The following is a 14,918-nucleotide window of genomic DNA, read 5'->3' as shown; positions in this document are numbered from 1 at the left end:
TCTGACCTCACCTGGCGGGGGGGGGGGAGCCGCCCCCGGCGGGCCAGCCCGCATTGCGCGGGCTGCTCGACTCGCTGCGGACCACGGCGGCCGGGCTCCAGTAGTGCTTATTCATGTTCATCCGCCTGCTGCCGAGTGCCGAGTGCCGGGAGGAGGATGCGGTGCTCCGGCAGTGAGTTCAGATTCCTGAGTGCCCCTGCCGTGAGGTGCCGCTGCACTGCCCTCCGCTCCTCGGCGTACTCCTCGAAGCACATCTCGCCGTGCCTCTTGATGCGTTCGGCCCTGGCCGCTCGAAGAGCGTGCCCGTGCCACGGGCCGGCTTCGTGGCGGCCATATAGTGTGACTCCTCGGCGTCCGATGGAATTTCGTGGGCCGTGGTCACGAGGACGTCGTCGGGGCACGCCGGGACCGGGAGGCCGCCTCCGACCGCTTCGGCCATGTCGACGGGGTACCCCGGTGACCGCATCCCCGCACCTGCCCTGCCCTGCCCTGCCCAACGCCACCATCGCACCACGTGGCAACCAGACACGCCCGAAAGGGAGCACACGATGACTCAGGCCGCCACCCCCCTCGTCCGGAACGTGGACGCCAGGCACCGCTACGAGATCCTGGTCGACGAGGTGAGTGCGGGGTTCACCGCCTACCGCGACCGCGACGGGCAGCGGGTCTTCTTCCACACCGAGATCGATGACGCCTTCGCGGGGCAGGGACTGGCCTCCGTTCTCGTACAGGAGGCGCTGAGCCACGTACGGGACTCGGGCAAGCGCATCGTTCCGGTCTGCCCGTACGTGGCGAAGTTCCTCAAGAAGCACGAGGAGTTCGCCGACATCACCGACCCGGTCACACCTGAGATCCTGCAGTGGCTGGAGGCCACCCTGGCTCGCTGAACGGCCCGTTCCCGCTACTCGATCCGCCCGGACGGCGGCCGGGTCGCGGTAGTCGGGCGCCCTCAGGCCGGCCGCAGCTCGAACCAGTCGAAGGCCGGGGTGCCCCGGGTCGCGTACATACCGACGACCCGGCCGGTGAACCCTCCCGCGACCTCTGTGGTGAGGTAGCGGCCGTCGAGCTCCGCGAGGATCTCGAAGTGTCCGTCGTCGGTCTCGTACCCGAGGCGGAGGGTGTCGGGGGCGCCGACGCGCAGGCCGGACGGGGCCCCGGCGTCGGGACCGGCAGGACGTACGGTGACGGTGGGCGGCAGGACATCGGTCGTGGTCACGTCGATCCGCAGCGTCAAAGGACCGGAGGGCACGGACCGTTCGGCGATCGTCCCACGCAACGGACCGATGCGGGCGACCGCACGCACCGTGCCGTCCTCCAGCTCCACCTGGAAGTGGTGCGCCTCGTCCAGCCGCACGGCAAGGCCACCCCTGCCTCCTTCCCCGACGTCGACCCGCGTCCGCGCGCCGCAGTCGGGATCGCGCTGACGCCGTCCCACGAACAGCGCTCCGGGCTTGTCCATACTGTCCGCACGGGCGTGCAGCACCAGGTGGCCGGGCCGTTCGTCAAGGCGTACGGCGCTCGGGTCGTGCCGCCTCAGCGACACCCAGCAGGGCGCGAGGGCGAGGGAGTCGAAGTCGTCGCGGTGCGGCTCGGCGGGCCAGGGATGCGGAGCCAGCTCCGGTGCCGGAGCGCGGAGTTCCAGCGGCCCAGGCAGCGGCCACTCGTCCTCCCACCGCACCGGCGCCAGGAATGTCTCCCGGCCCATACCGTGGAACTTCGGGGTGTCACCGCGGGGCCGAGTACCGAGCAGCACCATCCACCAGGTGTCGTCGTGCGCTTTCACCAGATCGCCATGTCCGGTGTTCTGCACCGGGTGGCCGGTACTGCGGTGCGACAGCACGGGGTTGTCCGGGTGCGGTTCGAACGGCCCCGGCAGAGAGCGGGCCCTGGCGATCGACATCGCGTGCCCGCGTTCCGTCCCGCCCTCCGACAACAGCAGATACCACCAGTCACCGATCCGGTAGAGGTGCGGGCCCTCGGGATACTGGAGCCCGCTTCCCGACCACATCTCCACGGGCTCGCTGAGCAATTGCCCCGTCTCCGGCTCGATGCGCACCCCGCGGATCCCGTCATTGGAGAACACGCACCAGCAGTTCCCCTCGTCGTCCCAGGCCAGGTCGGGATCGATGCCGGGGATGCCTACCGGCACGGGCTCCGACCACGGGCCGGCGGGGTCCTCGGCGGTCACCAGGACGTTACCCGCCCCCGCCACCACGGTTGTGATCATCCAGAAGCGGCCGCCGTGGTGCCGCAGCGTGGGGGCGTACACCCCGCACGAGGACGGGGCGTCATCAGGCAGTGTCAGCTGTGACGGACGGTCCAGCGCATGCCCGATCAGCCGCCAGTGCACGAGGTCCCTGCTGTGCCACAGCGGTACGCCGGGCACGTACTCGAAGCTGGACGTCGCCACGTAGTAGTCCTCGCCGACGCGGCAGATGCTCGGATCCGGACTGAAGCCGGGTATCACGGGATTGTCGAAGAACGCCATGATCTGTCCTCGGGGCTCGGGCCAGGACCGTGTCCCACGGTCATGATCGTTGAAGCGCTTCGAAGATGGCAGCCGGGCGGAAGGGTGTCAATAGGCTCTGCCGGAAGTAGGGCAGGAGCATTACATCAGCCAATTCGGACGGCGAGTGGTCCTCGGGCGTAGGAGCGTCTAGCGCCTGCCTCAACATGCCTGTCGAAGCGCTTCGACAGACATCGCGTGCCCCCTTCTCCCGCGGCCGCAAGGCGCTTCGGCCCTCGCTGGAAGCCTCGTGCGCCCCATGCGTTTCAGGCACCGGCGTTTCGGCCATATCGCGGCGTCGAGCCCGCCGTCGCCGACGTCTCGCTCACCCTGCGTCGCGGCGAGATCCTGACCGTCGTCGGCAAGATTCTGCCCGTCGTCGGCAAGAACGGTTCGGGCAAGTCGACATCGGCCAAGCTCATCCGGCGGACTCCCCTGCTGATCCTGGACGGGCCGACGTCGCAGATGGACCCACGCGGGGAGTGCATGGCGGCCTGGCTGGCCGGCTGAGCACGGGCAGATCCTGCCGGAGGACACCACGTTGGCCGAGGCATGGCTGGACGCGACGGCGACGCCCCTGCGGGGAGCCGGTGTTGTGTGGGTTTCACTGCGGAGACCGAGGAGACCCTGCGTGCGACCGGATTGGTTTCCCGGGCGGCACGTATCCGTTGAGCTGTGGCGCGAGCGACTGGAGGAAAGCGGCGAGGTGCGCATGCACGAGGCTGCTAAAAGCTTCCTGGCGGAGTCGGGCGGCCCGAGTGTGGGGATCGGTGGGCCGGGCACCACGTGCGCCAGGTCGCCCCTCCGGAACACGCCTCTCGCGTGGTTGAGAACCGGGTGCCCGATTCGCTTTCTCTGAGATCACCTCATTGGAACGGCACCGCTTCCAAGCTGCCACATTTCATAGTTCCCACATTCTGCCGTGATCTCGGCCGCCGCCTGAGCCGCGGTGAAGAAGTCGTCGACCACCGGCGAGGTGTGCGATGCCGCCACCGCGAGGCACACCTGGTCGGACGCCAGATCCGGGACGGGCACGTAGCTGATGTTCGGATGCGAGTAGAACACGGTCGCCGAACGGGCCAGGAACGAGATGCCCCGGCCGGCCGCGACATGCTCGAGCGTCTCGTCCACCCCGCGCACCCGGTACCCGGCGTTAGGGTGCGGCCTCCTGGTGGGCTGCGTGCTCGTGTCCATATGCCAGACCAGAGGCTCGCCGGCCAGGTCGGCCTCGGTGATCTGCTCCCGGCCGGCCAGTTCGTGGCCGGCGGGCAGCACCGCCACCAGCGGCTCGGTATACAGCGGGGCGACGCGCAGGCCGGCCTCGTCCATGGGCAGTCGCACATAGCCGACGTCGATGCGGCCGTCGAGCAGCATCGGGGCCTGGTCGTCCCATTCGATCCGCTGCACGTCCACCAGAACGTCTGGGTGCCGGGCGGCGAACAGCCGTACCGCCGGGGCGACCGCGATGCCCGCCCGGAAGCCGACCATTATCCGCTGGCTGCCCCGCGCGGCCACGGTCACCCGGCGGCGGGCCGCGTGCGCGGAGGCCAACAGCGGGCCGGCGTCGGTCAGCAGTTGCCTGCCGGCGTCGGTCAGCGCCACGCCGTGGCTGTCCCTTGTCAGCAGCGGGGTGCCGAGATCCTTTTCCAGCGCGCGGATCTGCCGACTGAGCACCGGCTGCGCGATGTGCAGCTCATCGGCGGCGCGGCCGAAGTGCAGCCTGTCGGCGACGGCGACGAAGTAGCGCAACTTGCGCAGGTCCAGATCCATGAAGCCTCCCGCCGGCGATGCCTTCAGGGTATCGCAGCGGCTGAAAGAGGTCTTGGACACCCCTTCAGGCCAATGACATTCTCCATAGGTACCCGATGGGGCCGGAGCGAATTAGGCATAGGAATTCGACATCGGGACTTGGTAGCAGGCCCCGAACCAGAATCAGCACATCATGAATTGAGCCAGGCCCGCCGCGTCATTCGCCGGCATCGACGACACAACCGTCAACAACGATCGGGTAGGGCATGGCGCCCTATTCAGCACCAGAAAGCAGGCACACCAATCAGCAGCGTCAGCATTATCGGCCTGGGGAACATGGCCAGCGCCCTGGCCGGCCGGGCACTCGCCGGCGGCAACGCCGTCGAGATCATCGGTCGCGACCCGGCCAAAGCCAAGGAAGTTGCCGCCGCGCTCGGCGGCGCCACTGTCGGGACGGCCGGCATCGCCCCGGCCGGGGACATCGTTGTCCTCGCCGTGCCGTACGCCAGCGCGGCGGCGGTGGTTGGCGAGTACGGGGACGCACTGCACGGCAAGGTCATCATCGACATCACCAACCCCGTCTCCCCCGATTTCAAGGGCCTTGTCACCCCCGACGGCAGTTCCGCCGCGCAGGAGATCGCCAAGGCCGCCCCCGCCGGCTCGCATGTCGTCAAGGCGTTCAACACCCTGTACTCCAATGTTCTGGCCGCCGGCCCAGCCGATGGCCGCCGATTGGACGTGTTCATCGCCGGCGACGACGCGCAGGCAAAGAGACGCGTGTCAGCGTTCATCGAGAGCCTGGGACTGCGCCCGATGGACACCGGGCAGCTGCCAATGGCGCGGACACTGGAGAACGCCGGCCTGTTGATGCTGGGTCTCGTCGCCCACTCCGTCAAGCACACAAACTTCTCCCTCGGCGTCAGCATTCTCAGCTGAGCGCACCCGCGCCACCACTTCTCGCGCCACATCATTCACAAGGAGCAGTAGCGTGCGCGTTTTCGTCACTGGCGGGACCGGCCATTCCGGTTCGTACATCATCCCCGAGCTCATCGCCGCCGGGCACGAGGTCACCGGCCTGGCCCGGTCGGACACGGCAGCGGCGGCGGTGTCCGCGCTCGGCGCGAAGGTGCGTCGCGGCGACCTCGAGGATCTCGACGGGCTCAAGGAGGCGGCCGGGGATTCCGACGGCGTCATCCACGTCGCGCACAGGCAGGACTTGCTTCCGTCCGGCGGGATCGACGCCGTGGCCGCCGCGGAGCTCCCGATCATCCTCGCCTACGGCGAGGCACTCGCGGATACCGGAAAGCCGCTGGTCGCGGCGGGCAGCATCGGCTCGCCCGGGAACCTGGGCCGGCCGGCCACCGAGGAGGACCCGGCCCTTCCCGGCGGCGATGAGTACAAGGGTTCCCTGCGGGTTCGTAACGTCGTGGAAACCGCCGTAGTCGGCCTCGCCGAGCGGGGAGTGCGGTCCTCGGTCGTGCGGATTGCCAACATCGCGCACAGCACGACCGATCGCGCCGGCTTCCTCATGCAGCTGATCGCGCTCGCGAAGGAGAAGGGCTTCGTCGGCTACCCCGGAGACGGCGCGAACCTGTGGAACGCCGTGCACGTCCGCGATGTCGCCTCCTTGTTCCGCTTGGCGCTGGAGAAGGGGCCGGCTGGCCAGAATTGGCACGCGGTCGGGGACGGGGCCATCCCGCTCCGCGAGATCGCCGAGGCCATTGGCAGCCGTCTGGGCCTGCCCACCGTGAGCGTTCCCGCGGACGTACTGATGGTGCCGGGATACTTCGGGTTCCTCGCGAACATAGTCACGCAGAACTACCCGGCGTCAAACCTCATCACCCGCCGGACCCTCGGCTGGGAACCCGCTCAGCCCGGCCTGCTCGCCGATTTGGACAACGGCCATTACTTCTCCGCCGGCTGACGGCAGGGACCCGGATCGCAACGAGTCCGGTAAATGAGAAGGATACGGCTCTTCTGGAGGGGCCTGAGAATATGACGACGACTGTGGGATTCATCGGAAGCGGATACATCGGCAGTACCGTCGCGCGGCTCGCCATCGAGGCCGGGCACCATGTCGTGCTCAGCAACTCGCGCGGTCCGGAAACGCTCGCGGACACTGCCGCGGAACTGGGGCCGCGGGCATCCGCGGCGACGAGCGAGGAGGCCGCGGCGGCCGGTGACATCGTCGTGGTCACGGTGCCGGTCAATGCCTTCCCCAACTTGCCCGCCGCGCCACTGGCCGGGAAGACGGTCATCGACACGTGCAACTACGGCCCCGAGCGTGACGGGCACATCCTCGAGCTGGACAGCAAGTCGCTCACCTCCAGCGAGCTGCTGCTGCGGTACATCCCGGACGTCATGCTCGTGAAAGCATTCAACAACATCTTCTTCAAACACCTGCTGTCACTCGCCCGCCCGGCGGGGACGGCCGACCGCTCCTACCTGCCGATCGCCGGGGACTCCGCGCCGGCGAAGGCGGCGGTGACCGAATTCATCGAATCCATCGGGTACGGCGTGGTAGACGCGGGACCGCTGGCCGATAGCTGGCGGCAGGCGACGGGCACGCCGGTGTGGGGGACCCCGTATGGGCCGTTCTCGGACGAGAAGGGCCAGCCGGTCGGCGAGAACGCCATCCGCGCGGCACTGGCCGCCGCAACGCGGTAACCGCAAGTTGGCGCGGGCCGCGGTACGGTCCGGCCGTGTTGTGGCCCCGTCCGGTAGGTGTGGGGCGGGGCCACAACACAGAACTCTGCCCAACTTGTCGTTGGGTTCCGGTACTTCAGCTTTGGTGCCTCAAAGGCTCACCCCGTTCCACGTCAGCTACCTCTCGTGCCAGGCACCTGCCTGTATCCGGCCGGTTGCGCGGGACGACCGCGAAGGGTGCGGCCGCGGTGTCCCGGTTTCCCGTCGCCTTTCGGCGTACCGGCATTCGTTTCTTGGACCGTCCTGTTCCCGCCGGGGGATTGGGCCTCCCTCACTTCTCCAACTGCCGTACCCGCGCGGAAAGACGCCTCATTGGCTACCGACGAGCGAATTGAACCCGCCCAGCCCAACTGTGCGCCGGAGTCAGTTCGGCCGGTCTAACAACGGCTAACACAATGAGGTGTTTCGGTCCTGGTGACCGTGTCCGCGTCAGGAGTTCAGCGTTGTCACGGCATGGGGGCTTCGCCGTGGATCGTGTCGGATGACCTGTGGGAGCGGATGGAACCGCTGCTGCCACGCAGGGAGCGCAGGTTCCGGCACCCAGGCCGGAAACCTCTGCCGGACCGGCAGGTGCTGTGCGGCATCCTTTTCGTGCTGCACACCGGCATCCAATGGGAGTACCTGCCCAAGCAGTTGGGCTTCGGGTCGGGTATGACCTGCTGGCGGCGCTTGCGGGACTGGAACGAGGCCGGCGTGTGGCAGCAACTGCACGAAGTACTGCTGGCCGAGCTGAACGCGGCGGCTCGTCTCGACTGGTCGCGGGCGGTGGTCGACTCCAGCCACGTGCGGGCCATAAAAGGGGGAGCCGGACGGGACCGAGTCCGGTCGATCGTGGCCGAACCGGATCGAAACACCACCTGATCACGGACGGGCATGGCACCCCGCTCGCCGTGATCCTCACCGGTGGCAACCGCAACGACGTCACGCAGCTCATGCCGCTGATCGACGCCATCCCACCTGTCAGGGGTCGGGTCGGGCACCCACGACGCAAACCGGATTCGCTCTTCGCGGACCGCGGGTATGACCACGACATCTACCGCGACCAGGTCCGACAACGCCGCATCGTCCCTGCCATCGCCCGCCGCGGCACCCTTCACGGCACAGGACTGGGCACCTACCGCTGGGTCGTCGAGCGCAGTTTCGCCTGGCTCCACGGCTTCAAACGCCTCCGCATCCGCTGGGAACGACGAGCAGACATCCATGAAGCCTTCCTCAAACTTGCCTGCTGCCTCATCACTCACCGACAAGTGCTGTCCCTTACCTAGTCGGCACCCGCCCACGCCGAGGAGCGGTCCGGCAGACTGATCGCATGAACCGTGACGGCCTGGAATCAGCACTCGCGCGGGACGACAGCACATCTGCCCGTGCCGCTCTGGCCGAACTCCGGGCAGGCGCGGACTTCGAGCTATTCCACAGCCAAACCGCGTCCGCACGCCAACTCTGGGACATCTGGTCCCACCGGCACCAGGTCATGCTCGACACCAAAGTCACCCCCCGTCCCGGACTGGCCAAAGCCGTCGACAGACTCCACGCCGCGGGAACAGCCCAGGTCTACCTGGCGACGATCACCGGCTCACAGCGTCGATTCACCGTCTTCCTCTCGGAAGACCTCATCCGCTCCATCGCCTGCATGTAGTCGAACATCTCATTGTGTTAGCCGTTGTAAGGGCTGTCCCGTAACACCCGGCGGGCGCACGACGACAGCTACGGCATCTCGCCGCGTTGTCGGGTCGCCCGAATACGCCCAGTATGAGGACGCCCCTCCGCCTTGCGATGCACCGCATCCGACGCCGCGCGCTGATCCACCGGGCATTACGGGACAGCCCTTAGCCTCGCGCTTTCGTCAGCGCGCTCGTCCATGCCTTGACCGAATAAGCGAATAGTGCCCCTGATCTGCAACGATGTGATTCATTCAGGGCTCTGTCAGCCGCACGGGGAGAGGCACTCTTCAGGTGAGTGAGCGTATCGGGTGGTACCCGAGTGTCCGTGTCGAGGCTGGACGCAGCGAAGCGGGCTCACCGGTCGGAGTCGTTCTTCTCGGCGGTCCTGAGGTGGGTGTCGAACCAGTCGATCGCGACCGTGGAAGAGAGTTCGAACTGCTGGATGTAGGACAAGAAGTGGTTGCCGTCCGTGAGGACGAGCTTCTTCGGTTCGCAGGCGCGGTTGAAGCCGTCGAGGGCAATGTCGGCGGGGGCGACGTCGTCGCCCTTGGCCACGAGCATCAGCAGGGGGGTGGGGGCGATACGGGAGATCCACTGACCGGGTTCGTAGGCGCGGGCGCGGCGGTTGGACTGAAGGGTCACCTCGTTCGTCCACGTGTCGTCCCGTGCCCGGTGCAGGTAGAAGTCGGCCGCGCCCTTCTGTGGGTAGGCCGCCGGGGAGCCATGGCTCGTGTCGGTGTCGACGAAAGGTACGTAGACGGGCGGCTTGCCGGCCAGCTGGTCGCGTTCGTCCTGGTGGAAGCGCTCTTCCAGGGCGCGTACCTCGTGGGGCGGGACGCGGCGCAGTCCGGTCTCGTAGCCGCTGACGGTGGGAGACTGGGCGTAAACGGCTTTGATGCGGCGGTCGGTGGCCCCGAGGACCAGGGCGTGACCACCGGCGTAGCTGAATCCCCAGATGCCGATACGCTGTTCGTCGATTTCCCCGCGTGTGCCGAGGTAGGTGATCGCCCATCGCCAGTCCGCGATCTGCTGGTAGGGGTCGATGTCCTGGCGAGGTGTGCCGCCGCTGTCGCCGAAGTTGCGATGATCGTGGAGGAGAACCGCGTAGCCGGCCTCGCTGAAGCGGCGGGCTGTGTGCTCGATGCTGTGATGGCGGGTGCCGCCGAAACCGTGGGCCATGGTGATGGCGGGCAACGGCTTCTCGGCGTTCTCGGGAAGGAACAGCCAGGCGGCCAGTTCGATGCCGTCCGGCAGGGGAATGGTTACGTCGATGCGCTCAACCATGGCGGACACTCCTTCAAGGGATCTCTGTTCACGCGTCGTGGTGTCGCGGCCGCTCAGGTCTGAATGAATTCCTACGTCCGCTTGAGGCTCGGCGGCGCCGCATTCGCCTCGGATTTCTCACGGCCTGCCCGCCTGCGTTCGCGACCCCGACGGCATGGACGTCATGTTCTTCCCGTGCTGTGCGCCGCAGGCGGATCGATCGCGATCGCATGCGCGAGAGGATCCTCCGAGGCCGGGTCACCACCATGAAGAGGGCAACCACGAGGGCCGCCCCATATCGTCGAGGTCGGCATACCCGCGGCTTCGCCTCGGCATTGAGGGCATCCGTCCCGTGCGCCGCGAGAATTTTCGGTCATGAGACCGACAAGAATCCTTCAATGTCTCTCTGCAGCGTGCCAGGAGCATTCTTCAGCGGCCTGGGTGGTTCCCTGCCCATACCGTGGGGGTTCGGCCTGACCACGGACTTGCCTGTTCGAGTTGGCCGGCGAGGCGGAAGAGTCGGATTTCAAGGCCATATCCGGCGGCGAACTGCATACCGACCGGGAGCCCCGTCCCGGCGTCGGCCGTCACAGGTACGGACATGGCGGGCGTGCCCGCCACGTTGAACGGCATGGTGAACGGCGACAGGTCATTGATGCGCTCTATCCAGCCGAGACCGTCCAGTGTCTCCGCACCCTCGGTATGGGTGCCCAGAAGCACGGGAGGCTCCGGCAGGGTCGGCGTGAGGAGGATGTCGTACTCGTCGAAGTACCGCGCCAGGCTTCGGGCCACCCGGTTTCGCATCGCGAGAGCGGTGAGGAACTGCGCGCCGCCGACCCGCTGCCCGTAGTGGTAGCCGGCGAGGGTCGTCGGCTCAAGGGTCGAGGAGTCGACGGGACGGTCGAAGGCGGCGGCCAGCCCGTCGACCAGGGTGGTGAGGTTCACCGTCATGATTCGGGCGTTGGCCAGGACGGATTCCTCCCAGTCGGCGCCGAGGTCGACCTCGGCCTCCTCCACCTGGTGACCGAGGGATTCAAGCAACCGCACGGTGCGGGAGAGGGCGTCGGTCACCGGTGCGGTAGTACGGCGTCCGCCCCACGCCTGGGTGAGGACACCGATCCGCAACGAGCCCGGATGACGGGTGACTTCCTCCGCGTACGGCCGTGACGGCTGCTGGGCGAAGTAGGGGTCGCCCGATTCCGGGCCGCGTATCTGGTCGAGCAGTACCGCACTGTCGCGTACGGTGCGGCTGACGCTGCCGTGCACGGCCAGGCCGTTGAAGACCTCGTCGACGTCGGGCCCCATGGAGACCCGGCCACGGGTGGGCTTGATCCCGAAGAGGCCGTTGTAGGCGGCGGGGATACGGAGCGATCCGGCGGCGTCGGTGCCATGGGCGACCGGGACCACCCCGGCGGCGACAGCGGCGGCAGCGCCTCCACTGGATCCGCCCGCGCTGCGCTCCAGGTCCCACGGGTTGCGGGTCGTGCCGTACAACGCTGATTCCGTCGAGATGCCATAGGCCATCTCCGGTGTCGCGGTGCGCCCGAACGTCACGAGGCCCGCCCGCCGGAAGCGCTGCATCAGCGAGGAGTCGGCGCCGGCGACGTTACCGGCCGCCAGGCGGCTTCCCAGCTCCATCCGCCTCCCGGCCATGGCCACCGCGATGTCTTTGATCAGAAAAGGGACGCCGGCCAGTGGTGTGCTGCCGGGGACTGGTTCGTCGTCGGTCAGCCAGGTCTCCACGACGGCGTTGATCCGCGGATCAACTGCCTGTACAGCCTCGCGCGCGGCTGCCTCCAGTTCGGCGGGGAGTACCTCGCCCTTGGCCACCAGCTCCGCCAGCCCGACTGCGTCGAAGCTCACGTACTCAGAAACTCTCACTGCCACTCCCTGACAAGAACAATACCGTCGAGTACCGAACGATACCCTGCGGTATCGAAGGGGTCGGACTGGTACCGTGAGAGAGGTTGTGAACCGCGCAATCGACCGGAGTGACGGAGCAGTCATGGCATCGACCCTCAGAAGGCCAAGCAGAGTGGCGAAGCTGCCGCCTCGTGAGCGCATTCTCGACGCGGCCGAAGAGCTCTTCCAGAAGGAAGGGATCCGGCAGGTGGGGGTCCAGACGATCGCCGACAAGGCCGAGACCACCAAAATGGCGATCTACCGGCACTTCGAGACCAAAGACGCGCTGGTCGCGGAGTGGCTGCGGATCGTCGCCGCGGACTATCAGGCGGCCTTCGACCGCGTGGAAACCGAATACCCCGACCGGCCCGAGGAGCAGATTCTGGGCCTGGCCCGCTTCATCGCCGAGGGGCTGCCGGCGATCTCATACAGGGGCTGCCCGTTCATCAACTCCCTCGCCGAGCTGCCCGACCGTCTTCATCCGGCACGGCAAGTGATCGAGGACCACAAGGCCCACCAGACCCGCAGGCTGATCGGCATGTGCACCGAAGCCCAGATGTCCGACCCAGGACAGGCCGCGGCCGAGATCACCTTCGTACTCGAAGGGGCGCAGGTCAGCACACAGAACGGAAGCATCGATCAGACGGGAGACCGCCTGATGAAGATCGTCGAGGGAATCGTGGACCGGCACCGCTCCCACCACGGCGCATACAGGGCGGCTAACTGACCGCCCGCCCGACCACCGCTCAACGTGGGCATGCGAGTGTGACCTGGCGCGCCCGCTCACCTGGAAAGCGGTCGCGCTTGCCACGGCTCTGGGCGGGGACTGCCTCGCCGATGTCGCCATGCTGCGGGCCGAGCCCGACGTGTTCGGCCCGGTGGCATCCGACCCCACGGTCTCCCGGCTCATCGACTCCCTCGCCGCAGCTGGACCGAAGGCGCTCACCGCGATCCGGTCGGCGCGGGCCGAAGCACGGTCGCAGGTCTGGGAACTGGCCGTGGGCGGACGCTCCGGCCGCCGACGGTCACGTGATCGTGGACATCGACGGCGTGCTCGTCCTTGCGCACTCCGAGAAGCAGGATGCCACCGTGACCTGGAAGAAGACCTTCGGCCATCATCCGCTCGTCGCGTTCGTCGACCACGGCCAGGCCGGTTCCGGAGAGCCGGTTGCAGCGCTACTGCGGCCCGGCAACGCCGGCTCCGACACCGCGAGCGATCACATCGAAACAGCTCAACTCGCTCTGGCCCAGCTCTCCAAGCACCTACGGCGGGGCCGCAAGACACTGATCCGCACCGACTCAGCCGGTGGCACCCACGCTTTCCTCGACTGGCTCTCCCGCCGGGGCCGGTGGCTGTCGTATTCCGTCGGAATGACCATCACCGACGCCATCCACCAGGCCGTCCTGAAGATCCCGAAGAAGGCATGGACGCCGGCCTACGACGCCAATGGCACCGCGCGGCCCGGCGCCTGGGTCGCAGAGATCACCGACATCCCCGACGTGAGCGCGTGGCCCAAGGACATGCGGCTCATCGTCCGCAAAGAACGGCCGCACCCCGGCGCCCAGTTGCGCTTCACCGACCTCGACGGACTGCGGCTCACCTGTATCGCGACCAACACCCAAGGCGGCCAGCTCGCCGACCTGGAACTACGTCACCGCCGCAGGGCCCGCTGTGAGGACCGCATCCGAAACGCCCGCGACACCGGCCTGCGCAACCTCCCCCTGCACGACACCGCCCAGAACCGGATCTGGCTGGAGATCGTCTCTCTCACTCGACCTCCTGGCCTGGATGCCGATGCTCGCCATGGCCGCAGAAACCCGCCGCTGGGAGCCCAAACGGCTTCGTGTGCGGCTGTTCTCTGCCGCTGCCCAGCTGGTCACCACCGGCCGCCGCTGGCTCCGTTTCACCGCCCGATGGCCCTGGACGGCTGTGATCACCCGCGCGATCCGACGAATCGCAGCCCTGCCGAACCCGGGCTGACCAGCAACTCCGACCGTCCCGACGAGCCTCAGCAACATCCCGGAGCCGTGGAACCCCGGCGCCCACCCGACGCGACAGCCGGGCCGCCCACCTGGCCCAGTCCACGAAATCCCGCACCACGCAAGCACGAGGTCCCCGTCAAGCGAACCGACGAGGACTCATGAACGATCGAGGCTAGAGCTGGCGATAGGTCTGGTATTTGCCTTCCAACGACGAGGCCGCTGCATCAGCCACGTCCGCCCGCGGACCTGCCGCGCACCTCTCCAAAAATGCGTGGACCCGCTCACCTGGCCATCCGGCTGCGGCCGCTGCGGCCCAGAAGCGCAGTCCATCGTGGGACTGCAGCGGTGCGAGAAAGTCGAGGATGTAGTCGACCGTCTCCGGGTCCGGCACCGAGCGCAGCATGGCGACAGCGCGGAGGGCTCCGTCGGCAAGCATGGGCGTTCCGCTGTCCAGGCACCATCGCACAGGGGCTGAGGTTCCCTCTTCGGCGCCGCGCAGGCGCACGATCGAATCGCCACAGGCGACATACACCCCCGTGGCATCCAGGGGCCGCTGAGCCAGATCGCTCAGGAACGGGACCGCCGGCCGGTGGTCGCACGCTCCGAGAGCCATGACCATCTGGTACTGAGTTTCCCACGTCCGCAGGTCGCGAACCTCGCGCTGAAGGGCCCGCAGCAGCGACGAGCCGGCCGTCGTGGCAGCGAGTCTGCGCAGTCGTTTCGCGGCCGCACGGCGTCTCACCGAAGACCTGTCGTCAAGCTGACCAACCGCCTCGTCCAACGTCAACACCGCGCACGCCTCCTGATGAAGTCCGCTCAAACTGCAACGCCCGGCGCTTCCACTGACACTGAACGGCGGGCAATGACTGCAGGCTCAGACAGCCATAGGAATCGACTTCTGAAGTGCCGGCTGCCCCCGCGGCCAGGCCGGGCGAGCCTCCATCCACAGCGGCACTATGGCAGGCCGGTCCGACAGCCGAGCCAAGTCAATGCGATCAGCACGATGTCCGCATCTCTCGCTCGGCGACAACAGATCGGCGACAGGCGGCAGGAACCAGGCAGATGAACATCCGTTCGCGGACCTACAGCCCGCGCGGTCCCGGCCGGGCAGCCCGTCCCTCCCCGCAGTGGACGGTCCAGGCCCGTCC

12 protein-coding genes and 2 pseudogenes are annotated in these 14,918 nt (G+C 67.7%); 9 read left to right on the top strand and 5 right to left on the bottom strand.

What is annotated here, in order from left to right; translation table 11 throughout:
- Positions 1–548: 548 nt before the first annotated feature.
- Positions 549–887, top strand: a complete 339-nt coding sequence (locus ACFWFI_RS30040; protein WP_387396161.1) for a GNAT family N-acetyltransferase — start codon at positions 549–551, stop codon at positions 885–887.
- Between the two features lie 62 nt (positions 888–949).
- Here the strand turns inward: ACFWFI_RS30040 and ACFWFI_RS30035 are convergent, their stop codons facing one another.
- Entirely contained in the window at positions 950–2,488 is a 1,539-nt protein-coding gene (locus tag ACFWFI_RS30035; protein ID WP_387396158.1) for a glycoside hydrolase family 43 protein, read from the bottom strand.
- A gap of 216 nt (positions 2,489–2,704) precedes the next feature.
- Here ACFWFI_RS30035 and ACFWFI_RS30030 point away from each other — a divergent pair, with 216 nt between their 5' ends.
- Positions 2,705–3,016, top strand: a complete 312-nt coding sequence (locus tag ACFWFI_RS30030; protein WP_387396156.1) for a hypothetical protein — start codon at positions 2,705–2,707, stop codon at positions 3,014–3,016.
- A gap of 351 nt (positions 3,017–3,367) precedes the next feature.
- Here ACFWFI_RS30030 and ACFWFI_RS30025 read toward each other — a convergent pair whose 3' ends face one another.
- Positions 3,368–4,276, bottom strand: a complete 909-nt coding sequence (locus ACFWFI_RS30025) for a LysR family transcriptional regulator (protein WP_387396154.1) — start codon at positions 4,274–4,276, stop codon at positions 3,368–3,370.
- 72 nt (positions 4,277–4,348) lie between these two features.
- Between ACFWFI_RS30025 and ACFWFI_RS30020 the strand changes: the two genes are divergently transcribed.
- From ACFWFI_RS30020 to ACFWFI_RS30000, 5 genes and pseudogenes are all read left to right on the top strand, one after another.
- Positions 4,349–5,191, top strand: coding sequence for an NADPH-dependent F420 reductase (locus ACFWFI_RS30020; protein ID WP_387396151.1), 843 nt, complete (start codon positions 4,349–4,351; stop codon positions 5,189–5,191).
- A gap of 52 nt (positions 5,192–5,243) precedes the next feature.
- Positions 5,244–6,179, top strand: a complete 936-nt coding sequence (locus tag ACFWFI_RS30015; protein ID WP_387396149.1) for an SDR family oxidoreductase — start codon at positions 5,244–5,246, stop codon at positions 6,177–6,179.
- Positions 6,180–6,232: 53 nt separating this feature from the next.
- Complete coding sequence (locus ACFWFI_RS30010; RefSeq protein WP_387396164.1) at positions 6,233–6,922, top strand: NADPH-dependent F420 reductase; 690 nt, start codon at positions 6,233–6,235, stop codon at positions 6,920–6,922.
- A gap of 492 nt (positions 6,923–7,414) precedes the next feature.
- A pseudogene (locus tag ACFWFI_RS30005) lies at positions 7,415–8,226 on the top strand (IS5 family transposase).
- 44 nt (positions 8,227–8,270) lie between these two features.
- Positions 8,271–8,597 (top strand): hypothetical protein, encoded by a 327-nt coding sequence (locus ACFWFI_RS30000; RefSeq protein ID WP_387396146.1) that lies wholly within the window; start codon positions 8,271–8,273, stop codon positions 8,595–8,597.
- 379 nt (positions 8,598–8,976) lie between these two features.
- Here ACFWFI_RS30000 and ACFWFI_RS29995 read toward each other — a convergent pair whose 3' ends face one another.
- Positions 8,977–9,906 carry an alpha/beta hydrolase gene (locus ACFWFI_RS29995; protein WP_387396143.1) on the bottom strand — a complete coding sequence of 310 codons (930 nt, stop codon included), beginning with the start codon at positions 9,904–9,906 and terminating at the stop codon, positions 8,977–8,979.
- Positions 9,907–10,314: 408 nt separating this feature from the next.
- A complete protein-coding gene (locus ACFWFI_RS29990; RefSeq protein ID WP_387396140.1) occupies positions 10,315–11,766 on the bottom strand; it encodes an amidase in 1,452 nt (483 codons plus the stop codon).
- A gap of 124 nt (positions 11,767–11,890) precedes the next feature.
- On the opposite strand from ACFWFI_RS29990, the gene ACFWFI_RS29985 reads away from it, so the two are divergent.
- Positions 11,891–12,514: a TetR/AcrR family transcriptional regulator gene (locus ACFWFI_RS29985; protein WP_387396138.1), complete on the top strand. Its 624-nt coding sequence runs from the start codon at positions 11,891–11,893 to the stop codon at positions 12,512–12,514.
- A gap of 40 nt (positions 12,515–12,554) precedes the next feature.
- Positions 12,555–13,768, top strand: a pseudogene (locus ACFWFI_RS29980) (IS1380 family transposase); the annotation flags it as partial.
- A gap of 174 nt (positions 13,769–13,942) precedes the next feature.
- Here the strand turns inward: ACFWFI_RS29980 and ACFWFI_RS29975 are convergent.
- A complete protein-coding gene (locus ACFWFI_RS29975) occupies positions 13,943–14,560 on the bottom strand; it encodes a HEAT repeat domain-containing protein (RefSeq protein ID WP_387396135.1) in 618 nt (205 codons plus the stop codon).
- Positions 14,561–14,918 lie beyond the last annotated feature (358 nt).

The sequence above is a fragment of the Streptomyces sp. NPDC060209 genome (assembly GCF_042728155.1).
GTDB lineage: Bacteria > Actinomycetota > Actinomycetes > Streptomycetales > Streptomycetaceae > Streptomyces.
Note: the sequence above shows the minus strand (reverse complement) of the source record. Positions and strands in the feature narration are given on the sequence as shown.

Bases quoted from the DNA above. Each gene is read 5' to 3' on its own strand.
- ACFWFI_RS30020 (WP_387396151.1), top strand. From the start codon at position 4,349: ATGACATTCTCCATAGGTACCCGATGGGGCCGGAGCGAATTAGGCATA.
- ACFWFI_RS29995 (WP_387396143.1), bottom strand. From the start codon at position 9,906: ATGGTTGAGCGCATCGACGTAACCATTCCCCTGCCGGACGGCATCGAA.
- ACFWFI_RS30035 (WP_387396158.1), bottom strand. From the start codon at position 2,488: ATGGCGTTCTTCGACAATCCCGTGATACCCGGCTTCAGTCCGGATCCG.
- ACFWFI_RS29985 (WP_387396138.1), top strand. From the start codon at position 11,891: ATGGCATCGACCCTCAGAAGGCCAAGCAGAGTGGCGAAGCTGCCGCCT.
- ACFWFI_RS30040 (WP_387396161.1), top strand. From the start codon at position 549: ATGACTCAGGCCGCCACCCCCCTCGTCCGGAACGTGGACGCCAGGCAC.
- ACFWFI_RS30000 (WP_387396146.1), top strand. From the start codon at position 8,271: ATGAACCGTGACGGCCTGGAATCAGCACTCGCGCGGGACGACAGCACA.
- ACFWFI_RS30025 (WP_387396154.1), bottom strand. From the start codon at position 4,276: ATGGATCTGGACCTGCGCAAGTTGCGCTACTTCGTCGCCGTCGCCGAC.